Source organism: Sediminimonas qiaohouensis DSM 21189 (genome assembly GCF_000423645.1).
In the GTDB taxonomy this organism is placed as follows: domain Bacteria; phylum Pseudomonadota; class Alphaproteobacteria; order Rhodobacterales; family Rhodobacteraceae; genus Sediminimonas; species Sediminimonas qiaohouensis.
Genome location: NZ_AUIJ01000031.1, coordinates 1 through 22,991, shown reverse-complemented (window position 1 = coordinate 22,991; position 22,991 = coordinate 1). Strand labels below are relative to the sequence as shown.

Annotated in this window: 24 protein-coding genes; 15 read left to right on the top strand and 9 right to left on the bottom strand. The window is 62.4% G+C overall.

All coding sequences use genetic code 11. From position 1 onward, the window contains the following. Nucleotides 1–13 precede the first annotated feature (13 nt). The gene (locus G568_RS0115835) at nt 14–664 is read right to left on the bottom strand and encodes a carbonic anhydrase (RefSeq protein WP_026758931.1); all 651 of its coding nucleotides are present in this window, start codon (nt 662–664) and stop codon (nt 14–16) included. A gap of 242 nt (nt 665–906) precedes the next feature. On the opposite strand from G568_RS0115835, the gene G568_RS0115830 reads away from it, so the two are divergent. Together G568_RS0115830 and G568_RS0115825 are read left to right on the top strand one after the other, a co-directional pair. Beyond that, nucleotides 907–2,307 (top strand): leucyl aminopeptidase family protein, encoded by a 1,401-nt coding sequence (locus G568_RS0115830; RefSeq protein WP_037374320.1) that lies wholly within the window; start codon nt 907–909, stop codon nt 2,305–2,307. Beyond that, nucleotides 2,304–3,083, top strand: coding sequence for a C40 family peptidase (locus G568_RS0115825; protein ID WP_026758929.1), 780 nt, complete (start codon nt 2,304–2,306; stop codon nt 3,081–3,083). Before G568_RS0115830 ends, G568_RS0115825 begins: the two co-directional genes overlap by 4 nt. 24 nt (nt 3,084–3,107) lie before the next feature. Here G568_RS0115825 and G568_RS0115820 read toward each other — a convergent pair whose 3' ends face one another. From G568_RS0115820 to paaZ, 3 genes are read right to left on the bottom strand one after another with little or no spacing between them, the layout of a single operon-like run. Then, nucleotides 3,108–3,452: a DUF2794 domain-containing protein gene (locus G568_RS0115820; RefSeq protein ID WP_026758928.1), complete on the bottom strand. Its 345-nt coding sequence runs from the start codon at nt 3,450–3,452 to the stop codon at nt 3,108–3,110. Nucleotides 3,453–3,492: 40 nt separating this feature from the next. Next, nucleotides 3,493–4,302 carry a PaaX family transcriptional regulator C-terminal domain-containing protein gene (locus G568_RS19110; RefSeq protein ID WP_051203096.1) on the bottom strand — a complete coding sequence of 270 codons (810 nt, stop codon included), beginning with the start codon at nt 4,300–4,302 and terminating at the stop codon, nt 3,493–3,495. A gap of 57 nt (nt 4,303–4,359) precedes the next feature. Then, nucleotides 4,360–6,387, bottom strand: coding sequence for a phenylacetic acid degradation bifunctional protein PaaZ (gene paaZ, locus G568_RS0115810; RefSeq protein ID WP_026758927.1), 2,028 nt, complete (start codon nt 6,385–6,387; stop codon nt 4,360–4,362). 118 nt (nt 6,388–6,505) lie between these two features. Here paaZ and paaI point away from each other — a divergent pair, with 118 nt between their 5' ends. From paaI to G568_RS0115775, 7 genes are all read left to right on the top strand, one after another. Next, a complete protein-coding gene (gene paaI, locus G568_RS0115805) occupies nt 6,506–6,940 on the top strand; it encodes a hydroxyphenylacetyl-CoA thioesterase PaaI (RefSeq protein WP_026758926.1) in 435 nt (144 codons plus the stop codon). Further along, nucleotides 6,937–8,130 (top strand): 3-oxoadipyl-CoA thiolase, encoded by a 1,194-nt coding sequence (pcaF, locus tag G568_RS0115800; protein WP_026758925.1) that lies wholly within the window; start codon nt 6,937–6,939, stop codon nt 8,128–8,130. Before paaI ends, pcaF begins: the two co-directional genes overlap by 4 nt. After that, on the top strand, nt 8,130–9,440 hold the full coding sequence (paaK, locus tag G568_RS0115795) for a phenylacetate--CoA ligase PaaK (RefSeq protein ID WP_026758924.1): 1,311 nt from the start codon (nt 8,130–8,132) through the stop codon (nt 9,438–9,440). The genes pcaF and paaK overlap by 1 nt, the downstream gene beginning before the upstream one ends. Continuing rightward, nucleotides 9,440–10,009 carry a TetR/AcrR family transcriptional regulator gene (locus G568_RS0115790; RefSeq protein WP_026758923.1) on the top strand — a complete coding sequence of 190 codons (570 nt, stop codon included), beginning with the start codon at nt 9,440–9,442 and terminating at the stop codon, nt 10,007–10,009. Before paaK ends, G568_RS0115790 begins: the two co-directional genes overlap by 1 nt. Nucleotides 10,010–10,141: 132 nt before the next feature. Next, complete coding sequence (locus G568_RS0115785) at nt 10,142–11,254, top strand: S-(hydroxymethyl)glutathione dehydrogenase/class III alcohol dehydrogenase (protein ID WP_026758922.1); 1,113 nt, start codon at nt 10,142–10,144, stop codon at nt 11,252–11,254. 152 nt (nt 11,255–11,406) lie between these two features. Beyond that, nucleotides 11,407–12,282, top strand: coding sequence for a glutathione-dependent disulfide-bond oxidoreductase (yghU, locus tag G568_RS0115780; RefSeq protein ID WP_026758921.1), 876 nt, complete (start codon nt 11,407–11,409; stop codon nt 12,280–12,282). A 7-nt stretch (nt 12,283–12,289) separates the two neighbouring features. Continuing rightward, a complete protein-coding gene (locus G568_RS0115775) occupies nt 12,290–12,784 on the top strand; it encodes a GNAT family N-acetyltransferase (protein ID WP_037374319.1) in 495 nt (164 codons plus the stop codon). A 6-nt stretch (nt 12,785–12,790) separates the two neighbouring features. Here G568_RS0115775 and G568_RS0115770 read toward each other — a convergent pair whose 3' ends face one another. Then, entirely contained in the window at nt 12,791–13,426 is a 636-nt protein-coding gene (locus G568_RS0115770; protein ID WP_026758919.1) for a TetR family transcriptional regulator C-terminal domain-containing protein, read from the bottom strand. A 71-nt stretch (nt 13,427–13,497) separates the two neighbouring features. Continuing rightward, entirely contained in the window at nt 13,498–14,139 is a 642-nt protein-coding gene (locus tag G568_RS0115765; RefSeq protein ID WP_026758918.1) for a TetR/AcrR family transcriptional regulator, read from the bottom strand. A 133-nt stretch (nt 14,140–14,272) separates the two neighbouring features. Here G568_RS0115765 and G568_RS0115760 point away from each other — a divergent pair, with 133 nt between their 5' ends. The 6 genes from G568_RS0115760 (at nt 14,273) to G568_RS0115735 (ending at nt 20,756) form a co-directional block, all read left to right on the top strand. Continuing rightward, entirely contained in the window at nt 14,273–15,523 is a 1,251-nt protein-coding gene (locus G568_RS0115760; RefSeq protein ID WP_026758917.1) for a Zn-dependent hydrolase, read from the top strand. Nucleotides 15,524–15,616: 93 nt separating this feature from the next. Next, nucleotides 15,617–17,080: a dihydropyrimidinase gene (hydA, locus tag G568_RS0115755; RefSeq protein ID WP_026758916.1), complete on the top strand. Its 1,464-nt coding sequence runs from the start codon at nt 15,617–15,619 to the stop codon at nt 17,078–17,080. Nucleotides 17,081–17,182: 102 nt separating this feature from the next. Further along, entirely contained in the window at nt 17,183–17,968 is a 786-nt protein-coding gene (locus tag G568_RS0115750; RefSeq protein WP_026758915.1) for an ABC transporter ATP-binding protein, read from the top strand. Nucleotides 17,969–18,007: 39 nt separating this feature from the next. Continuing rightward, the gene (locus G568_RS0115745) at nt 18,008–18,871 is read left to right on the top strand and encodes an ABC transporter permease (RefSeq protein ID WP_026758914.1); all 864 of its coding nucleotides are present in this window, start codon (nt 18,008–18,010) and stop codon (nt 18,869–18,871) included. After that, entirely contained in the window at nt 18,871–19,710 is an 840-nt protein-coding gene (locus G568_RS0115740) for an ABC transporter permease (RefSeq protein WP_026758913.1), read from the top strand. Before G568_RS0115745 ends, G568_RS0115740 begins: the two co-directional genes overlap by 1 nt. A gap of 95 nt (nt 19,711–19,805) precedes the next feature. Then, a complete protein-coding gene (locus G568_RS0115735) occupies nt 19,806–20,756 on the top strand; it encodes an ABC transporter substrate-binding protein (RefSeq protein WP_405050583.1) in 951 nt (316 codons plus the stop codon). A gap of 159 nt (nt 20,757–20,915) precedes the next feature. Here the strand turns inward: G568_RS0115735 and G568_RS0115730 are convergent, their stop codons facing one another. The 3 genes from G568_RS0115730 to G568_RS19100 form a co-directional block, all read right to left on the bottom strand. Beyond that, the gene (locus tag G568_RS0115730) at nt 20,916–21,449 is read right to left on the bottom strand and encodes a chemotaxis protein CheD (RefSeq protein WP_026758911.1); all 534 of its coding nucleotides are present in this window, start codon (nt 21,447–21,449) and stop codon (nt 20,916–20,918) included. Nucleotides 21,450–21,553: 104 nt separating this feature from the next. After that, nucleotides 21,554–22,705, bottom strand: coding sequence for a methyl-accepting chemotaxis protein (locus G568_RS19105; protein WP_157084433.1), 1,152 nt, complete (start codon nt 22,703–22,705; stop codon nt 21,554–21,556). Beyond that, nucleotides 22,668–22,991: transposase (locus G568_RS19100; protein ID WP_037374317.1), on the bottom strand; the 324-nt coding region annotated here is incomplete at its 5' end. The genes G568_RS19105 and G568_RS19100, both read right to left, overlap by 38 nt.

The following is a 22,991-nucleotide window of genomic DNA, read 5'->3' as shown; positions in this document are numbered from 1 at the left end:
CCGTTTTTGTCTCTCAGACCGGGTGAAATACTCCTTCGTCGGCGTCGAAATACTCCAGCCCGCCGCAGCCGATGTCGTGCCACAGGCCATGCAGGCTGAGCCGTTCGTCTTTCACCGCGTCCGCAACGAATGGGAAGGTCATCAGGTTTTCCAGCGAAACCATGACAGCTTGCTTTTCCATGGCGCCCTGCAATTCGCGGGTGTCTTCGATATGCTTCACCCGCTCGTAGCCGGGGCGCAGTATATCAAGCCAGCGCCCGACAAAGCTGGTCTTTTCCTGAAGCGACGGGTTGGCGCCGCTGCACATATCAAGGCACCCCTTGGCGCCGCCGCAGTTCGAGTGACCCATTACCAGGATATGCGCCACCTTCAGGGACGTGACGGCGAACTCCAGCGCCGCAGAGGTGCCGTGCTGCGCGCCATCGGCCTCGAACGGGGGGACAAGGTTGGCGATGTTGCGATGGATAAAGAACTCGCCCTGATCGGCGCCGAAGATCGATGTCACGTGCACGCGGCTGTCGCAGCAGGAGATCACCATGGCGCGGGGATGCTGCCCCTCGTTGGCAAGGTGGCTATACCAACTGCGGTTCTCGGCAAAGCTGGTGGCTTTCCAACCGTGATACCTCTGGGTCAAGTATTTCGGGAGTTTCTTGGCATGTTGCATCTGTTGTACCTCGCACCTTCATGGCCCCGGGGGTATTAGCTTGGGTCGGTCGTGAATTCGAGCGGAAATGCTAACGCATTGCAAGCTTTCGCGCGCATTGCGCATCACGGTGGGCGTGATCCTGACGCCTCTTTGGAGAGGCGCGCGTGCCTTGTTCCTGTGTTCGCGAAGATGCCTCTTGCAGGGAGGCGCCTGTTCCGTAGGCTGCGGCGTAACTGATCCATGATGCGAAGGTTTGCCACATGATGCCAAGATTTGCCGATCCCGCGACCGCCGACGAGGCTTTGCCGCTGTTTCTTCTGGAGGAGGGGGCCGTAACGGAGTGGGCCGCTCAGCAGGCAGATGTAGCGCGCCGCTGGATCACTGCAAGCGGCTTTGACGGAACGTTGGGTCGCTGCCTGGCGGTGCCGGGGACGGATGGTGCCCCGGCAATGGCATTGATGGGCTTTGGCACCCGAAAACAGCGGGCGCGTGGGCGGTTCCATCTTGCGGCTGCGGCGGCGGCATTGCCTGCGGGAACTTACCGCATCGCAGGTGGATTGCCCGCGGACGAGGCCGAGCAAGAGGCTTTGGGCTGGCTCTTGGCGAGCTATCGTTTCGACACGTATCGCGGAGGAGACCCGAAGCGATCCATGCCGCTTCTGATCGCGCCCCAGGGGGTGGATGCCCCCCGGCTTGAAGTGCTCGCGGAAGCCGAGTGCATGATCCGCGACCTGATCAACACACCGGCCAATGACATGGGGCCGGATGCCCTGGAGGCGGCGTGCCTTGATCTGGCGCATACGCATGGGGCCAGCCTGTCGGTGGTGCGGGGCGAGGACCTGATCGAGCAGAACTATCCTTTGATCCATGCCGTTGGCCGCGCAAGTTCGCGCGCGCCGCGATTGATCGACATGCATTGGGGCGAAGAGGGTCCGTTGCTGACCCTGGTGGGCAAGGGGGTGTGCTTCGATACCGGGGGGCTGAACCTCAAGCCCGGCACATCAATGGGCAGCATGAAAAAGGATATGGGCGGCGCGGCAAACGTGCTGGGGCTGGCGCATATGATCATGGCACTGGGGTTGCCGTTGCGCCTTCGCGTGCTGATCCCGGCGGTAGAGAATTGCGTCAGCGCAAACAGCTTCCGGCCGGGTGATATCCTGACCTCTCGTGCGGGGCTTACAGTTGAGATCAACAACACAGATGCCGAGGGCCGATTGGTTTTGGCCGATGCCCTGACCTGCGGCGCCGAGGGCGCGCCGGACCTGATGATTTCAATGGCAACCCTGACAGGCGCGGCACGGGTCGCCATGGGCCCCGATATTGCGCCGGTGTTCACGGATGACGATGCATTGGCCGGGGCGCTTGCACATATCGCGCCGCAGGTGGCCGACCCGGTGTGGCGCATGCCGTTCTGGGACCCGTACGAGGCCGATATTGAGCCGGGCATTGCAGATCTGGACAATGCGCCCAACGGCGGTATGGGCGGCGCGATCACGGCGGCGTTGTTCTTGCGCCGGTTTGCGCGCGCTGCGCCGCGCTACGCGCATTTCGACATATACGCATGGCAGGCAAAGGCGGCGCCGGCGCGGCCCAAGGGGGGATTGGGGCAAGGACCGCGTGCCCTGCTTGGAGCGATTGAAAGGGTTTTTGACATCGCATGACGGACCGACGGAGTATACCGGACCCAACGCTATCCCGGGAAAACACGCCCGCGGCTATTGCGCGCCCCGTCGTGGATTTGCGGCGTAGCGCCGGCGGCGCGCGTGACCGTCAGCTTCTCATGGGCGATAAGGTGGCGGTCCTCGGGCGCGGCGCGGGGTATGCCCATGTCCGGGTGGAAAAGGACGGGTATCACGGGTTCGTGCTGCAGGATGTGCTCGGCCCGTCTAGCGAGGCCACTCATAGGATTAGTGCCGCATCAAGCCATGCCTATACGCAGGCGGATATCAAATCGCCGGATCTCTTGGCGCTCAGTTTCGGTAGCCGCGTTTCGGCGTTGCGCGAGAGTAGCGATTTCATTGAGACCGAACTGGGTTACATTCCCAAACAGCATGTCCGCCCTGCCGATAGCACGGAACGAGACCCGGTTGAGGTTGCGCGACTGTTCCTGGAAACACCGTATTTGTGGGGCGGAAATTCCCGCTGGGGGATCGATTGCTCGGGCCTTGTGCAGGCCGCCTTTTTGGCTTGCGGAATCGCGTGTCCCGGGGATAGCGATCAGCAGCAGGAGCATTTTGGCGCCCCCCTGCCGGACGGGACGCCGCGCAAGGCGGGGGATCTGCTGTTCTGGCATGGGCATGTCGCGCTGGTGCTGGATGGTCGCAGTTTGATACATGCCAACGCGCATCACATGGCGACCCGGATCGAGGATATGCAGGCGGCGATGGCGCGCATCGAAAAACAGGGTTTGCTGCTTTTGGCGCATGTCCGTCCGTAACAGGAAAACCCAGCCCAGAAGGGGTTATTCGACCGCGCGGATCAACTTGCGTTCGAGGACGCGGAGCACTGCCTTCAGGTCGTGACCGCGTTTGAGTACGCGGCCGTCCATGCCGATGACGGCATAGATGCCTTGCTTGTTGCGCAGTTTCGGGCGCTTTTCTATGCGGTAGAGCGGATGCTCCGCGGTGCGCCGGAAGATCGAGAAAACGGCAACCTCGCGCAGGCAGGAAATTCCATAATCGCGCCATTCCCCGGCGGCGACCATGCGCCCGTAGAGGCCAAGGATCACGCCCAGTTCGTGCCGTTGGAATGCGACCTGCTCTGGCTCATGCCTGTTGAACTGAGGGGCGGGCGGCTGCGTTGTCATGCGACGAGAATTGTACCCGTGAGATCAGAAATCAAGCTTCTTACGAGGTGCGAAAGCGCCAATCGAGGCTCGTCGGCGAGCAGGGCATGGCCAAGACGTCTTCGCCGCATTGGTCGAACCAGCGCTCGGCGGCGGGGCTGAGCGCGAGGTAGGCGCGGGCCACACGGGCGCGTGGCGGGGCCGGTGAGCACAGGTCTTGCGGCAGCACCTCGTTCGGTGGCTCGGGGTAACGGAGCACGATCCGACGCCAACGATGGATCAACAATGTACGGGCCGCCGCGGCATCGAACGGGTCCAGCGAGAGCCCTTCAAGGATGTCCAGATCGCGCGCCAGTGCCTCGAGCGCGGCGCGCTGCCCCTCGCCCAGAATGGCCTCGCGCATATCGTCTGATAGCTCGCTAAGTGCCCCTGTAACCGCGCAGTATGGCGTCGGTATATTGTCTGTATTTTTGTCGGCGGGGCGCAACATCCATCCGCCACCAAGTGGCAGGCCGGGTTGTTCCGGCCCTAGGGCCAGCACCCATTCCCCGACCGGCGCGGCACGCGGTGCGGCGTAGATGCGGCCCGTGGCTTCGGTAAAGCGCGATAGCCCGCTTTGACTGAGGCGGTAAACACTGGACCGGCCGATCCGCTCGGACGTGACCCAACCGTCGCGTGCCAGTCGCGAAAGGGCCGTGCGCAGCGCCCCCTGTTCCACCCCGACACGGCCCAGAAGCCGGCCGAGCCGCGCGGTGGAAATACGGCCGCCGCGATGCTGGACGCTGTCGCCGAAAACGGTGATGACCAGCGACCAGACGCGCAACCGGCCTTCAGAATGCAGGGCGTCGATCAGGGGGGCAAGCGGATCCATATTTCCCTGTTACACCGGCATGCACGCGTGTTGAAGGCCATTTGGCGCGCGACCGCGTTAGCGATCATAGGCCACCATGGTCAGCAACTCGTATTCGGCGACCTGCTCGTCGTCCTGGTTGGTGAGCGTGGCGTTCCAGGCCACCTCGCCATAGGTCTCGGTACGGCCGGTCTTGCGCTTGCAGGTCAAGGCGACCTGGATCGAATCGCCAGGACTAACCGGTTTTTGGAACGACAGCGCATTCAACCCGGTATTGGCCAGCACCGGCCCCGGATCGGGTTGCACGAACAGGCCGGCGGCAAAGCTTAGCAGCAGGTAGCCGTGCGCCACGCGGCCGGGGAAGAAGGGATTGGCGCGTGCCGCCTCTTCGTTCATGTGGGCGTAGAACGTATCGCCGGTGAAGCTGGCGAAATGTTCGATATCATCCAAGGTGACGGTGCGCGCCTCGGTATGAATCGTCTCGCCTATTTTGATCTCGTGGAAGGTGCGCTGGAACGGATGCATTGGCCCGGTCGTCTGGGCCGCGCCCTTGATCCATTGTCCGGTGATGGCGGTCAGCATGTCGGGGCTGCCTTGCACCGCGGTGCGCTGCATGAAGTGCATGACGCCGCGTATGCCGCCCAGTTCTTCTCCGCCGCCGGCGCGGCCAGGTCCGCCATGGATCATGTGCGGCAACGGGGAGCCATGGCCGGTCGCCTCGGCCGCCGAATCGCGCCCCATGATGTAGATGCGCCCCATCCATGCCGCCGCGTTCAACGTGATATCCCGCGCGACATCGGTGTCGTGCGTGAACAGTGATGACACCAGCGACCCGCCACCGCGATTGGCCAGATGGGCGGCATGGCCGGTGTCGCGGTATGGCATCAGCGTTGAGAGGGGGCCGAATGCCTCGACCTCGTGCACCGCGCGGGCCGCGTCGGGGTCGTCGCAGGCCAATAGCATCGGCGGCAGGAACGCCTGCGCGGGGTCCGCGTCGGTGAGGGACAGGGTATCGGGATCGCCGTGGATAAGCCGCGCTTCGGCGCGTAGCTGCGTCAGCCGTTCCAGCACGTCGGCCTTTTGCGCGTGGCTGGCCAGCGCGCCCATGCGCACGCCCTCCGCGTCCGGCTTGCCTATGGTGATGGCGGACAGGCGCGCCGACAACGCCTCGGCCACAGCGCCCATCATGGCATCCGGCACGATCAGGCGCCGCGTTGCGGTGCATTTTTGGCCGGCCTTGGTGGTGATTTCTGCGACGGCCTCTTTGATGAACAGGTCGAACTCGGGGCTGTCGGGATCTGCGTCCGGTCCGAGGATGGATGCGTTCAGACTGTCTTGCTCGGCCAGGAAGCGCGTGGCGTTGCGTGTCAGGTTGGGCGTGTTGCGCAGCTTGAGCGCGGTATCGGCCGATCCTGTGAAGCTAACGATATCCTGCGGGCCGAGACGATCCAGCAGATCGCCCGTGCGTCCGATCACCAGTTGCAGCGCCCCTTCGGGAAGCAGCCCCGATTCGATCATCATCTGCACGCAGGCATGAGTCAGGTAGCATGTCTGCGTTGCCGGTTTTACGATCGAAGGCACCCCGGCCAGAAGGGCGGGGGCAAGTTTCTCAAGCATCCCCCAGACCGGGAAGTTGAAGGCGTTGATCTGCACCGCGACGCCTTGTAGCGGCACGGCGATGTGTTGGCCCAGAAAGCTACCCTTGCGGCCGAGTTGTTCGATGCCGCCGTCTATGTAGACATGCCCATCGGGCATTTCGCGCCGGCCTTTTGATGCGAACACGAACATCGTGCCGATGCCGCCATCGATGTCCACCCATCCGTCACGGCGGGTGGCGCCCGTTAGCGGATTGATTGCGTAAAGCTCTTCCTTGCGGCTGTCGAGGTAGGCCGCAAGGGCCTTGATCATCTTGGCGCGCTGGTGAAACGTCATCTCGCGAAGGGCCGGGCCGCCGCGGGTTTTCGCATGATCCAGCATTGCGCCGAAATCCAGTGCGGCACTGCCCGCACGTGCGACGGGCTGCCCCGTGACCGGGCCGATGATGTCGGTGGCAGTCGCGTCCGGGGTTATCCAGCGGCCTGCGGCAAAACTTTGTGCTGTCAGCATCGAAGCGCTCCTCTCGTTTCGCGTAGCATGGGGGAAAGCGGCGCGATGCGCAATACTCTTGACCACGCGGTCGGTTTTGTTGCATCGTTTCCATGAACCCGAGGAGGAAGACCAACATATGACACCGCAGGAACGCGCCGAGCGGTCGGCACAGGCGATGTGGGCGGGCGACGCCGCATCCAAGGCAATGGGAATGCGTATCGACGCCATCGGTCCGGGGACGGCGACGTTGTCGATGACCGTCGAGGATCACCACCTCAATGGCCACAAGATCTGTCACGGGGGGCACATATTCACCCTGGCCGACAGCGCATTCGCCTTTGCCTGCAACAGCTACAACCGCCTGGTGGTGGCGCAGGAGAACTCGATCACCTTCCTGTCAGCCGGGCAGCCGGGTGAACGTTTGACCGCCACCGCGCGCGAGGCCGCGATGAACGGGCGCAGCGGGGTCTATGACGTCGAGGTCACGGGCGGTGACGGGCGCAAGGTTGCGTTGTTTCGCGGCTTGTCGCGCCAGGTTCAAGGACAGCATTTTCAGGAGGACGAAACATGACCGAGGCGTTTCTGTGCGAGGGGCTGCGCACCCCTATCGGACGGTATGGAGGTGCGTTGAGCGCGGTGCGCCCCGACGACATGCTGGCCCACGTCATCCGCGAGGTGGTCGCGCCGTTTGACGGGTTGCGCGTGGACGATTGCATCATGGGTTGTGCCAACCAGGCCGGTGAGGACAACCGCAACGTCGCGCGCATGTCGGCGCTTCTGGCGGGATTGGGCGATCATGTACCCGGTGCCACGGTGAACCGGCTGTGCGGCTCTGGCCTGGATGCGGTCGGTAGCGCGGCGCGCGCCATCAAGTCGGGCGAGGCCGAGGTGATCATCGCGGGCGGCGTCGAATCGATGAGCCGCGCGCCGTTGGTGATGCCAAAGGCCGACGCGGCGTTTTCGCGGCGTGCCGAGATTTATGACACGACCATCGGCTGGCGTTTCGTCAACAAGGCGATGCACAAGGCCTATGGCACACATTCCATGCCCGAAACCGCAGAGAACGTCGCCGAGGACTTCGATATTTCGCGCGTCGATCAGGATGCCTTTGCGCTGCGGTCCCAGGCGCGGGCGATGGCGGCGATCGAGGCGGGGCGCCTTGCGCGGGAAATCACGCCCGTCACCATCCCGCAGCGCAAGGGCGATCCGCGTGTCGTCGATACCGATGAGCACCCCCGCGCGACGACGGCCGAGAAGCTGGCCAGCCTGCCCACCCCGTTCCGCGAGGGCGGCACCGTCACGGCGGGCAATGCCAGCGGCGTCAATGACGGGGCGGCGGCGTTGATCGTGGCATCGCGCGCCGCGGTTGAAAAATACGGCCTGACCCCGCGTGCGCGGATTACCTCGATGGCGACGGTCGGCGTGCCGCCGCGCATCATGGGTATCGGTCCGGCCCCCGCGACACAGGCATTGCTGGATCGGCACGGCCTGGGCATCGGCGACGTGGATTTCATCGAGCTGAACGAGGCGTTCGCGGCGCAAGGCTTGGCCACGATGCGGCAACTGGGCCTGCCGGACGATGCCGATCACGTGAACCCGAACGGCGGTGCGATCGCGCTAGGTCATCCGCTTGGCATGTCGGGCGCGCGACTGGCGCTGACCGCGTCGATCAACCTTTCGGATGCAGGCGCCAAGCGCGCGATCTGCACCATGTGCATCGGCGTGGGGCAGGGTATCGCGCTCATGATGGAGGCTGTGTAATGGAAGATCTGTCCCCCAAACCCGGCGATCTGGAGCATATCGAGACCGCCAGCCGCGACGAGTTGTCGGCGCTGCAACTGGATCGTATGAAATGGTCGCTGCGCCACGCGTATGATAACGTGCCGTTCTACCGCCAAAGCTTTGACAAGGCGGGGGTGCATCCCGACGATATCAAGCAGTTGTCGGACCTGTCGAAATTCCCCTTCACCGTGAAGCAGGATTTGCGCGACAATTATCCGTTCGGCATGTTCGCGGTCCCGCAAGCGCAGATTTCGCGCCTTCATGCCTCGTCCGGCACAACCGGGCAGCCGACGGTTGTGGGCTATACCAAGAACGATCTCGACATGTGGGCGGATGTCATGGCGCGTTCGCTGCGGGCGGCGGGGCTGCGGCCCGGTCACGTGCTGCATAATGCCTATGGCTATGGCCTGTTCACCGGCGGTTTGGGCGTGCATGGCGGGGCCGAGAAGATGGGCCTGACGGTGGTGCCGGTATCGGGCGGGATGACGCAGCGCCAGGTGCGCGTGATCGAGGATTTCCACGCCGATGGCATTACCGTCACGCCTTCTTATGCGCTGTCGATTCTGGACGAATACGCCGCGCAGGGGCGCGATCCGCGCGATTCGCCTCTCAAGGTTGGGATATTCGGGGCCGAGCCGTGGACCAACGCCATGCGCCGCGAGATCGAAGAGGCCTTCGACATGCATGCGGTCGATATCTACGGCCTGTCCGAGGTGATCGGCCCCGGCGTGGCCAATGAATGCGTCGAGACCAAGGACGGCTTGCACGTCTGGGAGGATCACTTTTATCCCGAGGTGATCGACCCCACCACGGGAGAGGTCCTGCCGGATGGGGAGTTGGGCGAGTTGGTGTTTACGTCGCTCAGCAAGGAAGCATTCCCGATCATCCGCTACCGAACTCGCGACTTGACCCGGCTGTTGCCGGGCAGTGCGCGCAGCATGCGCCGGATGGAAAAGGTCACGGGGCGCAGTGACGACATGATCATCCTGCGCGGCGTCAACGTGTTTCCGACCCAGATCGAAGAACAGCTCATGACCGTGACGCCGCTGGCGCCGCATTTCCAGATCGAGCTGTCGCGCCCTGGCCGGATGGACGAGATGACCGTGCATGTCGAACTGATCGAAGATATGCCGGCAGAGGCCCGCGATGCCGCGGCCCGCGACCTGCGCGGCAAGGTGAAATCCAATGTCGGGATCAGTGTCACCGTCAAGGTCGCCGAGCCGGGCCGAGTGGCGCGTAGCGAGGGCAAGGCGGTGCGCCTCATCGACAATCGCCCGAAGGCCGAGTGATGGCACGCGGTCTGGCCCGTGATCACGACGAAAAACGCGCGGCCCTGCGTAAGGGGGCCGCGCAGTATTTCGCGCGGCATGGGTTCGATCGCGCCTCGATGACCGGCGCGGCGAAATCGTGTGGCGTGTCCAAGGCGCTGATCTATCACTATTGGGCAAGCAAAGAGGATTTGCTGTTCGATATCCTGGATACACACCTGTCGGAGCTGGTGGAGGTGGTCGAGGCGGCCCGCGGCGAAGGCGTGCGCGGCGTCATCAGGGCGGTGTTGTCCGCCTACGAGGATGCGGATGCCGAACACAAGCTGCAACTTGACGCGCTGTCGGTTCTGCCGCCCGAGCGGCAGACGCCGCTGATCGCGCTGCAACGGCGGCTTGTCGCCGTCATGTCGCAGGCGGTTGAGGACGAGGCGCCGGGCCTTTCGCCCGATCGGCAACGCGCGGTCGCGATGTCGGTGTTTGGTATCCTCAACTGGTTCTACATGTGGCATCGCCCGGGCAAGGGCCTTAGCCGCGCGGCCTATGCCGAGTTGGCGGGGGATTTCGTTCTGGGCGGGCTAAGGGCGCTATAGGCGCGTCGGAACAAGGGGCTGGCGCGTCGCTGAGGGCCAAGCGCAGATAAGACAGGGCGGGCCAAGCTGTCGCTTGAAAACCTTGGTGAACTGGATCAGGGTTCACGCGACAACAGGGAAGGACGCCAAGACATGCGCACACGTGCTGCAGTGGCCCTAGAGGCCGGAAAACCGCTTGAAGTGATGGAAGTGAACCTTGAAGGCCCCAAGGAGGGCGAGGTTCTGGTCGAGATCAAGGCGACAGGTATCTGCCATACCGACGAGTTCACCCGCTCGGGCGCGGACCCGGAGGGGCTTTTCCCCGCTATCCTTGGCCATGAAGGCGCTGGCGTGGTGATGGAGGTCGGTCCCGGCGTCAAGAGCCTCAAGCCCGGCGATCATGTGATCCCGCTTTACACGCCCGAGTGCCGGGAGTGTGAGGATTGCCTCAACCCCAAGACCAACCTGTGCCAGTCGATCCGCAGCACCCAGGGGCAGGGCCTGATGCCCGATGGCACGACGCGGTTTTCGATGCTCGATGGCACGCCGATCCTGCATTACATGGGGTGTTCGACATTCGCCAACCACACCGTGATGCCCGAGATCGCGCTAGCCAAGATCGATCCGGAGGCGCCTTTTGACAAGGTGTGCTACGTCGGCTGCGGCGTGACCACGGGGATCGGTGCGGTGATCAACACCGCGAAGGTCGAGATCGGCAGCACCGCGATAGTGTTCGGTTTGGGCGGCATCGGCCTCAACGTTATCCAGGGGTTGCGGATGGCGGGGGCCAGCCAGATTGTTGGCGTTGACCTGAATCCTGAAAAGAAAACAATGGCTTCGCATTTCGGAATGACCGACTTCGTCAACCCCGATGAGGTCGAGGGCGATCTGGTGGCCCATCTTGTGGAGCTGACGGGCGGCGGCGCGGATTACACTTTTGACGCCACGGGAAACGTTGGCGTGATGCGCGCGGCATTGGAGGCGGCGCACAAGGGGTGGGGCGAGTCGATCATCATCGGTGTCGCCCCGGCCGGCGCCGAGATAAGTACCCGGCCATTTCAACTGGTTACAGGACGGACGTGGAAGGGGACGGCGTTTGGCGGTGCGCGCGGGCGCACGGACGTGCCCAAGATCGTCGATTGGTACATGCAAAAGAAGATCGAGATCGACCCGATGATCACCCACACGCTGACGCTGGACGAGATCAACAAGGGGTTCGAATTGATGCATTCGGGGGAATCGATCCGCGCGGTCGTGGTATATTAACAACGCGCAGAAACGTCAGGTTCGGGTCCTCAACCGTACGATTCCCCGGGCCCGGTTTGCAGGGCCGCACACCCACCTGTGCGGCCCTTCCTATTGCGTCCCGCTGTTAACTGGTTACGTCTGTTCCAAACGAATTGGAAAGGACATGCCACGTGACCGATCAAAGCTACACTCCGCCCGAAGTCTGGACATGGCAGGCCGAGTCCGGTGGGCAGTTCGCAAGCATCAACCGCCCCATCGCCGGCGCCACCCATGACAAGCCCCTGCCGGAGGGCAAGCATCCCTTTCAGCTCTATTCGCTGGCGACGCCCAATGGCGTGAAGGCAACCGTGATGTTCGAAGAGCTACTGGAGGCAGGGCATTCGGGCGCGGAATACGATGCCTGGCCGATCAAGATCGGCGATGGCGATCAGTTCGGCAGCGGCTTCGTCGAGATCAATCCCAACTCCAAGATCCCGGCGCTGTTGGATCGTTCGGGGACCGAGCCGCTGCGGGTGTTCGAGAGCGGTTCGATCCTGATGCACCTGGCCGAGAAGTTCGGCGCGTTCCTGGCGCCATCGGGGCCGCAAAGGACCGAAACGCTGAACTGGTTGTTCTGGCAGATGGGCAGCGCACCCTACCTTGGCGGCGGGTTCGGGCATTTCTACGCCTACGCGCCGGAGAAATGGCAATACCCGATCGACCGCTTCACCATGGAAACCAAGCGGCAGCTTGATGTGCTTGACCGGCAATTGGCCGAGCGGCCCTATATCGCGGGTGACGAATACACCATTGCGGATATGGCGATTTGGCCCTGGTATGGGCAGCTTGTTCTTGGGCGGCTTTATGATGCGGCAACGTTCCTGGACGCCAAGAGCTATACCCGCGTGATGGAATGGGCCGAACGGATCGACGCGCGCCCGGCGGTGCAGCGCGGGCGCATGGTGAACCGAACCTTTGGCGATCCGGCGATGCAGTTGCACGAACGCCATGCGGCCGAGGATTTCGAGACCCGCACGCAGGACAAGATCGGCGAGGCCGAGGCGTAAGGCCAACATGCCCATCCCCCTGACACCTCGCCCGGCCACCGAGGCCGACAATGACGCGCTTTGGTCGATGCTGCGCCCGGTGTTCCGGGCGGGCGATACATACGCCATTGATCGCGACATTTCGCGCGAGGGCGCGCTGGCTTACTGGTGCGCCCCCGCGCGAGAGGTCTGGGTGTTCGAGGCGGACGGCGGTGTCGTTGGCAGCTACTATTTGACGGCCAATGCGGGCGGGGGCGGCGCACATGTGTGCAACGCCGGGTTCGTCACGGCCCAAGCTGCGCAGGGCAAGGGCGTGGCGCGCGCGATGCTGGATCATGCACTGGACCGGGCCCGCAGCAGGGGATTTGCCGCAATGCAGTTCAATTTCGTCGTCGCAAGCAATACCCGCGCGGTGGGCCTGTGGCGGCGCGCGGGGTTTGACGTGGTTGGCACCTTGCCCGGCGCCTTTCGCCATCCCGAACGCGGCGCGGTCGATGCGTTGGTGATGTATCGCAGGCTTTAGCCGCGCTTAGTCCGCAGGTGTCAGCAGTTTGCGAAACAGGGTGTCGAGATAGGCCTGCGCGCCGGGAAACACGGCGTCCTCATCGGGCATGAGGACGTTCACCTGCGCCGCGAAATCGGCGTAGTGCTGCGTCGTTGCCCAGATCGAGAAAATCAGGTGCATGGGATCGGTGCGGGCCAATCGCCCCTCGTCCATCCAGCGGCCGATCAGCGCGGCCTTGTCGCGCACCAGCGGTTTGAGGCCGGTTTCGAGATGCGGCGCCATGCGCGGCGCGCCTTGCAGGATTTCGTTGGCGAACAGGCGGCTTTCGCGGGGGTAGGTGCGGCTCATCTCCAGCTTGCGGCGCACGTAGGCGCAAATTTCCTCGAGCGGGTCGCCGGTATCGTCCATCTCTTCCAGCGGGGCGAGCCAGTTTTCCATCAACTGGTTGAGCAAGGTGACGTGGATCGCCTCCTTGCCCTCGAAGTAATAGAGGATATTGGGCTTGGACAACCCTGCCTGCGTTGCGATCTGGTCCAGCGTCGCGCCGCGATAGCCATGCGCCGAGAACACTTCGAGCGCCGCTTCGAGAATCCTTTTGCGGTTGCGCAGTTGAATGCGACTTGTCTTGCGGGCTGGTTGATCTGGCGGTGAATTGTCCATGCGCGCCCCCGTTTTCATGCCGCACTCAGACAGAAATGGGTATGGAAAACCGCGCGGTGGCGCAAGTGGTCTCAGGTTGCGGGGCGGGCGCCGATGCCGGACAGGATGATGCGTTTGACCGTGTCTGTTGCCTCGGCCCACTGGGCATCGGACAGGGGGCGGCCGTTGTTCAGGGTTTCGATCTGGTGGTTGAAATCGGCGTAGTGCTGCGTCGTGGCCCACAGCATGTAAAGCAGGTGGCGCGGGTTTACCGGATCCATCAGCCCTTGGTCGATCCAGCGCTCGATAACGGCGATTCGGCCTTCGGTCCAGTCGCGCAGCGTGGTTTCGAGGTAGTCCTGGATAACGGGCGCGCGGTGCATGACCTCGGACGCCCAGACCTTGGAGCCGGCGGGGTGTTTGCGGCTGATTTCCATCTTGGCGTCGATATAGGCGCCGAGGCCCTCGATCGGGCCATCGGCCGCGTCAAAGATGTCTGCGGCTTGCAACCACACGTGAAAGATGTCCTGCACGACGCGCCGGTAGAGCGATTCCTTGGTTGGAAAATAATAGTGCAGATTGGCCTTTGGCAGGCCCGCGACATCGGCGATCAATTGCATCGTGGCGCCGCCAAACCCGGCCTCTGCAAAGGTTTTTTCGGCTGCCTGTAAAATAAGCTTCTCGTTCTCCTGGCGGATTTCCTTGCGGCTTGCGGGGCGGTGTTGCGTGGTCATCGGCCGATACTTTCGAAAAAATCTTGACCGATTGGTCAAGCTGTGGTGCTCTGACTTCGACCATATGGTCAGGAAACGCCTGACACAAGAGGCCCAAGGCCCGACGACAAGGCGACAGGAGAGGGAGAAAGACATGGCCGCACCGGGTGAAAACCTCCGGATCAACGGGGATCGTTTGTGGGACAGCATTCATGAAATCGCCAAGATCGGCCCCGGCGTGGCAGGGGGCAGCAACCGGCAAACCGTGACCGATGCCGATGCCGAGGGCAGGGCGCTGTTCCAGAAATGGTGCGAGGCGGCGGGCATGACCATGGGGGTGGATACCATGGGCAACATGTTTGCGCGGCGCGAGGGGACGGACCCCGATGCGCTGCCGGTTTATGTCGGCTCTCACCTGGATACGCAGCCGACCGGCGGGCGCTATGACGGGGTTCTGGGCGTTCTGGGAGGGCTGGAGCTTATCCGCACGCTCAACGATTTGGGGATCAAGACCAAGCACCCGATCGTGGTGACCAACTGGACCAACGAGGAGGGCACGCGGTTCGCGCCTCCGATGCTGGCCTCTGGCGTGTTTTCGGGGATGCATACGCAGGATTGGGCCTATGCGCGCACCGATGCCGAGGGCAAGACCTTTGGCGACGAGTTGCAGCGCATCGGCTGGCGCGGCGACGAAGAGGTCGGCGCGCGCAAGATGCACGCGTTTTTCGAGCTGCATATCGAACAGGGGCCGATCCTTGAGGCCGAGGGCAAGGATGTGGGTGTCGTCACCCACGGTCAGGGCCTGAGCTGGACCCAGGTGACGATCACGGGCAAGGAAAGCCACACCGGATCAACCCCGATGCCGATGCGCAAGAACGCCGGCCTTGGCATGGCGCGGGTTCTGGAAAAGGTGGACGAGATCGCATGGAGCCACAAGCCCCACGCCGTCGGTGCCGCCGGGCATATCGACATCTACCCCAATTCGCGCAACGTGATCCCCGGCAAGGCGGTGTTCACGGTCGATTTCCGTTCGCCCGAGCTGGAGGTGATCGAGGACATGGAAAAGCGCCTGCGCGAGGAGGGCAGCAAGATCGCCGAGGACATGGGCCTTGAGATCGAGTTCGAAAAGGTCGGCGGGTTCGACCCGGTGAAATTCGACGAGACATGCGTCGCCGCCGTGCGAAACGCGGCGGAGCGGTTGGGGTATAGCCATCAGAACCTGATTTCCGGCGCCGGGCACGATGCGTGCTGGATCAATCGCGTGGCGCCCACGGCGATGGTAATGTGCCCCTGCGTGGATGGCCTGAGCCACAACGAGGCCGAGGACATATCCAAGGACTGGGCCACGGCCGGGGCGGACGTGCTGATGCATGCAGTCGTGGAAACGGCTGGTATCGTGGAGTGATCGGGGGCGCTGCCCCCGTCGCGCGATGCGCGACTCCCCCGGGATATTTCAGGCCAGAAGAAGCCCGAAGCACATGACACAGGGAGAAATGCAATGACCACCAAAGTCATCAAGAACGGCACCGTTTGCACGGCAGATCGCACGTGGAAGGCCGATGTGTTGATCGAGGACGAGAAGATCAAGCAGATCGGCGAGGATCTTAAGGGGGATGAATATGTCGACGCCGAGGGCGCCTATGTCATCCCCGGCGGGATCGATCCGCACACGCATATGGAAATGCCTTTCATGGGCACCACCGCCGCCGAGACATTCGAGACAGGCACATGGGCGGCGGCCTGTGGCGGGACGACGATGTTGGTGGATTTCTGCCTGCCGGGTGCGGACGGATCGATCAAGAACGCGATCGAGGAATGGCACCGCAAGTCGGCGCCGCAGATCTGCACCGATATCGGTTATCACATGGCGATCACCGGGTGGAACGAGACGATCTTCAACGAGATGAAGGACGCCGTCGAGATGGGCGTGAACTCGTTCAAGCATTTCATGGCCTACAAGGGCGCATTGATGATCGAGGACGACGAGATGTTCGCCTCGTTCAAGCGGTGTGCCGAGCTGGGCGCGCTGCCGATGGTGCATGCGGAGAACGGCGACCTGGTGGCCGACATGCAGGCGCAGATGCTGGCCAAGGGGATCACCGGGCCGGAGGGGCATGCCTATTCGCGCCCGCCCGAGTTCGAGGGCGAGGCGGCCAACCGGGCGATCACCATCGCCGATGCCGCGGGTGTGCCGCTATACATCGTGCACGTGTCGTGTGAGCAGGCGCATGAGGCGATCCGCCGGGCGCGCCAGAAGGGCATGCGCGTTTACGGCGAGCCGCTGGCGCAGTTCCTGACCCTGGACGAGAGCGAGTATTTCAACACCGATTGGGACCATGCCGCGCGCCGCGTGATGAGCCCGCCGTTCCGCAACAAGGAGCATCAAGATAGCCTGTGGGCCGGGTTGCAGGCGGGATCGTTGCAGGTGGTGGCGACGGACCACGCCGCGTTTTCGACCGAGCAAAAGCGCATGGGCGTCGATGATTTCACCAAGATCCCCAACGGCTCGAACGGGTTGGAGGAGCGGCTGGCGGTGCTGTGGACCGAAGGCGTCGAGAAGGGCCGCCTGACGCCCAACGAGTTCGTCGCGGTGACCAGCACCAACGTGGCGAAGATCCTCAACATCTATCCCCGCAAGGGGGCGATCGTCGAGGGGGCGGATGCCGATATCGTGGTTTGGGACCCGAAGATTTCCAAGACGATCAGCGCGTCGAACCACCATTCGATCCTTGATTACAACGTGTTCGAGGGGTTCGAGGTGCAGGCGCAGGCGCGTTTCACCATAAGCCGCGGCGAGGTGATCTGGGCCTGGGGCCAGAACAGCCAGCCGCAGCCCGGCCGCGGCCGGTTCGTGCCGCGCCCGGCCTTCCCGTCGGCCAACGTGGCCCTGTCGAAGTGGAAGGAATTGACCGCCCCCAAGCAAATCCACCGTGATCCGATGAATATTCCGGCAGGAATTTGACCGGAGCGGCAATAAAGCGACAACAGCGGGCGGGCCGGGGTTGAACCCGGCCCCCGCAGCCAGCCAATAATGATAAATACCGGCCAGCGGGAGAGACAGATTTTGAAGACCGATACAGTGATCAGCGCCAAGGATCTGTCGCTGACGTTCCAGACCGGGGATGGCCCGGTGCATGCGCTCAAGGATGTGACGCTTGATATCGCCAAGGGGGATTTCGTCAGCTTCATCGGCCCGTCGGGCTGTGGCAAGACGACGTTGCTAAGGGCGATGGCGGATCTGGAGCATCCGACAAGCGGCACGATGACCGTTAACGGAACAACGGCGGAAGAGGCCCGCCGCGCCCGTGCATACGGGTATGTGTTCCAGGCGGCGGGCCTTTACCCGTGGCGCACCATCGCGGGCAATATCAGCCTGCCATTGGAAATCATGGGTTATGACAAGGCCGAACAGGCACGGCGCATTCAGCGGGTGCTGGAGCTGGTGGAGTTGGAGGGGTTCGAGAAGAAATACCCCTGGCAATTGTCCGGCGGCATGCAGCAGCGCGCGTCGATTGCGCGGGCGCTGGCGTTCGATGCCGATCTGCTGCTGATGGACGAGCCATTTGGCGCGCTGGACGAGATCGTGCGCGACCACCTCAATGAGCAGTTGTTGAAGTTGTGGGAGCGGACCAACAAGACGATTTGCTTCGTCACCCACTCGATCCCCGAGGCGGTTTACCTGAGCACGCGGATCGTCGTCATGTCGCCGCGCCCGGGGCGGATCAGCGACGTGATCGAAAGCCCGCTGCCGCGGGAACGGCCGCTTGATATTCGTGACTCGCCCGAATTCATCGAGGTTGCGCACCGTGTGCGCGACGGCCTGCGTGCGGGGCATTCCGATGATGTATGACAGGCATCCGGTGAACACCGCCGAGGGGAGGGGCCAGGCATGAGGCAGGCGACGCTTCCTATTCTTACGGTTGTCGCGGCGATATTCGCGCTTTGGTATCTCGGGGCGGTATGGCTGAATTCCGACTGGGCCTATGACAAGGCCGTGCGGTTGGACAAGGACCTGACCTTTTCCGAGATGGTGATCGACACCTGGAGCCAGGACAAGCCCAAGCTGCCCGCGCCGCACCAGGTGGCGGCAGAGCTATGGGATACGACCATTGACAAGCGGATCACGTCGAAACGCTCGTTGGTTTATCATAGCTGGATCACGCTATCGTCGACGCTACTGGGTTTCGTGCTGGGCACGGGGCTTGGCATCGCGCTGGCGATTGGGATCGTTTATAACCGGACGATGGACATGAGCGTGATGCCGTGGGTCATCGCCTCGCAGACGATCCCGATCCTGGCGTTGGCGCCGATGATCATCGTGGTTTTGAACGCGATCGGGATTTCGGGGCTTTTGCCCAAGGCGATCATCTCGATGTACCTGTCGTTCTTTCCGGTGGTGGTTGGCATGGTCAAGGGGCTGCGTAGCCCGGACAACATGCAACTGGACCAGATGCGCACATGGAATGCCAGCCCGACGCAAACCTTCTGGCGGCTGCGGCTGCCATCGTCGATGCCGTACCTGTTCACATCTCTCAAGGTGGGGATGGCGGCCTCGTTGGTAGGTGCAATTGTGGGCGAGTTGCCCACCGGCGCGGTGGCCGGTTTGGGGGCGCGATTGCTGGCAGGTAGCTATTACGGCCAGACGATCCAGATCTGGAGCGCGCTAATCATGGCGGCGGTGCTGGCGGCGCTGTTGGTCGCGACGATCGGGATGGTGCAACGTGCAACGCTCAAGCGGATGGGGCTATCGTGATGGGATGGATCGTTTTCGGACTCGTGGCGTGGGTTGTCGGATGGCAAATCAACGTCCACCTTGCCCGCCGCCCCAAGACGCGGGCAACGCGGCTTGCCGTGCCGATCATCTTCGGCGTTACGCTTGTCCTGATCTGGGAAAGCCTGGTGCGGGGGGTTGGCATATCGCCGGTACTGTTGCCGCCGCCTTCGCTCATTGCGGAGAGGTTCGCCGCATCGACCGGGATTTTGTGGACGGATTTCGTCCAGACCGTGATCAAGGGCGCGTTAAGCGGCTATGCCATCGGGTGCGGCGCGGCGGTTCTGATCGCGGTGGCGATCGACCGGTTCCCGTTCCTGCAGCGCGGGTTGCTGCCGGTGGGCAATTTCGTGGCCGCGCTGCCGATCATCGGCATGGCGCCGATCATGGTTATGTGGTTCGGTTTTGACTGGCAATCAAAGGCGGCGGTCGTGGTGGTGATGGTGTTCTTTCCGATGCTGGTGAACACGGTGCAGGGCCTGCAATCGACCGGCGCGATGCAGCGCGACCTGATGCGCACCTATGCGGCGGGGTATTGGAAGACGCTGTTCAAACTGCGCTTGCCGGCGGCCATGCCGTTCATGTTCAACGGGCTCAAGATCGCCAGTACGCTTGCGTTGATCGGGGCGATCGTGGCTGAATTCTTCGGATCCCCGGTCAAGGGGATGGGATTTCGGATTTCCACCTCGGTCGGGCAACTCGCGCTGGACCTGGTATGGGCCGAGATCGTCGTCGCCGCGATTGCGGGGTCGGCGTTTTATGGCGGGGTTGCCTTGCTCGAAAAGGCTGTAACCTTCTGGCACCCGTCGCAACGAGGCTGAGCAAAAAAATACAATAACGACAGTTCAACAAGGAGAGTATGACAATGAGAAATATCACAAAAAACCTGACAGGGGCGGCGGTTGGCGCCGCTGCCATGATGAGCGCATCGCTGGCCCAGGCCGCCGATGACGTGACGCTGCAACTCAAATGGGTCACGCAGGCCCAGTTCGCCGGCTACTACGTGGCCAAGGACAAGGGGTTCTATGCCGACGAGGATCTTGACGTCACGATCAAGCCGGGCGGCCCCGATATCGCGCCCACGCAGGTGATCGCCGGGGGCGGCGCCGACGTGATGGTCGACTGGATGCCGGCCGCACTGGCCGCACGCGAAAAGGGCTTGCCACTGGTCAACATCGCGCAGCCGTTCAAATCGTCCGGCATGATGCTGACCTGCCGCAAGGATGCCGGCGTGGAAACCACTGAGGACCTGCGCGGCAAAACGCTGGGCGTGTGGTTCTTCGGCAACGAGTTCCCGTTCCTGAGCTGGATGAACAAGCTGGATATTCCGACCGATGGATCGCCCGAAGGGGTGACCGTTCTGAAGCAGGGCTTCAACGTCGATCCGCTGATTCAGAAGCAGGCCGCGTGTATCTCGACGATGACCTACAATGAATATTGGCAGGTGATCGACGCGGGGTTCTCGCCGGATGACCTGGTTGTGTTCAAGTACGAGGACCAGGGCGTTGCCACGCTCGAGGATGGTCTTTACGTGCTGGAAGAGAACCTTGAAGATCCCGAATTCGTGGACAAGATGGTGCGCTTTGTGCGGGCGTCGATGGAAGGCTGGAAATGGGCCGAGGAAAACCCGGATGCCGCTGCCGAAATCGTTCTTGAGAACGACGCGTCGGGCGCACAGACCGAGAAGCATCAAAAGCGCATGATGGGCGAGATTGCCAAGCTGACCGCAGGGAGCAATGGCGCGCTTGATCCGGCCGACTACGAGCGCACTGTCGATTCCCTTCTGTCGGGGGGTGAGAATCCTGTGATCACCGAGGAGCCGGAAGGCGCCTGGACGCACAAGATCACCGACAAGGCACTGAACTAAGGGAGCGAAATTTCCTTGCGAACGCGAAAGGGCCATCCATTGCCATGGATGGCCCTTTTCATTTGCCGCGCGGTTCAGGCATGTTTTCCCCGCACAAAGGCGCGCAAAGCGCTGCGGTTTCGACCTTAGCGGATGATCAGGCAGGGAATTGGCGCCCTGTCAGAACAGTTGTACATCGCCGTAGTCAGGCGTTGACTCATCGGGGGCCTGCCTTGCTGAAATGATATCGGCATCGGTGGCTTCCGACATGAAGCATCTTTGCGCGCGGCCTGATACAGGCCAAAACCGGATCTTGCGCCCGCGCTGACCACCCAGGCAACTGCTAACGACCTGCAGCTTCTCGTTTTCCATGTACCATTCGGCAAACCGGGCGTTCTTGACGCCAATTTCGGCACTGCCATCGAACATCTTGGCGCCGCCGAAAAGCTTGACCTTGAGACGCGTCCGGTCCGCGCCCTTCTTCAGCAAGCCATTGATCAGCAATTCCATTGCATTCACCCCATAGCGCAGGTTGCTGCTGCGATCTCGCATATCTCCCGGTAGCAGGAAGTGGTTCATTCCCCCCACTCCCGCCACCGGATCCCATATGCAGGCGGCGACGCAGGACCCGAGAATGGTTGTCATCACCTCGTTGGGTTGATCCGATACACGTGTTTCCCCCTGAAACAGCGGTACGTAGATCAGATCTTCCATGATCGCGGCACCGAATTCGCTTGTCCGCACTCTGGGCAAGTCGCTAGAGGCATTACCGCGGTCCATGATCGATTGGCGCGCAGTGTGTCTTGTGGCGCGGCGGCTCAAAAATCATGCCAATCCTCCTGGTTGTTTGCTTCCATCCTTCCGATCTTTGCTTGGGATGCAAAAACCAGGGTGGGTTCGGCGATTGGTTCATTAGTGGTCTTGGCAATGACGATGGGGTCGTCCCGCTCGTTTGGGCGATCGTCGGTTCGCGCCTTGTCCGTCGTTGGTTCGCTTGTGCTATCATCGACAGAAAACCGCCGAAGCGCGTTCGACATGCGCTCGGCCTCGTTGCTTAGGCTGCGGCTTGCCGAAGATGACTCCTCGATCACCACGGCGTTCTGCTGCGTCACCTTGTCCAAGGACGTCACGCTTTCCTTAATCTCTGCAAGATTGATAGCTTGTTCTCTGGATCCGGTTGCGATGTTCGAGACGAGGTCGGACAAGTGATTGACCCCATCGATGATCTCGCTGAGCGCGGCGCCGGCTTGGTTGGCCAGTTCGCTGCCGTCCGTGACATGCCCACTCGACCGAAGAATCAACTCCTTGATTTCATTTGCAGAACTTGACGCGCGTTGAGCCAGGGCTCGCACTTCGGACGCCACGACGGCGAACCCACGTCCGGACTCGCCTGCCCTTGCGGCTTCGACGCCCGCATTGAGGGCCAGCAGGTTTGTTTGAAACGCGATGTCATCGATCACGCCGATTATCGCCGTAATCTGTTCCGAGGACTCCTCGATATCGTGCATCGCTTTGACGGTCCTGTTGACCACCTCGCCGCCTGCTGCGGCCAGTTTCTTGTTCTCGGCGATGTGTTCGTTTGCATCGGCGGCCAAGCCCGCCGTCTTTTGAACGCTTGTGTTCAATTCCTCAATGGCCGCCGCGGATTCCTCAAGCATCGCGGCCTGTTCCTCGGATCGTTTGGATTGTTCCTCGGCTACGTCGGATATCTCGCGCGAACTGGTGCGCACGCTTTCGGCCGTTGACACAATGGTTGAAAGAACATCGCGCAGGTTGACAAGAACGTTGTTGAAGTCTTCACAGATCTCGACATGATTTCTGTCCAGGCTGGCAAACTCATCCACGCTGATCGGGCAATCGGTGCGTCCGGCAGCCAAGTGTGACATGCCTTCGCCCAGCGAGCTATGCGGGATTTTGGGTGACGGGGCCTGATCAAGCGGCGCGGTTTTCGGTGTCGTTTTCAGCGACACCGTCGGTGAATGTGACGCCTTCGATGACCAAAGGCAACTGGTTCGCCCCCTTCAGGCGGCGCCATGTTTTCGCGGCGGCCTGAACGAGCTTGAATACCATCAGCTTTGCGGTTTTCTGCGACAGCGCCCCCTTGGTTCGCACGGTCCGGTGCCGAACGGTGGCGAACACGCTTTCGATCGGGTTGCCCGTGCGCAGGTGATCCCAGTGGTCGGCCGGGAAGGCGTAAAAGGTGAGCAACGTCTCCTTATCCTTCGTCAGACAGGTGACCGCCTTCTCGTATTTGGC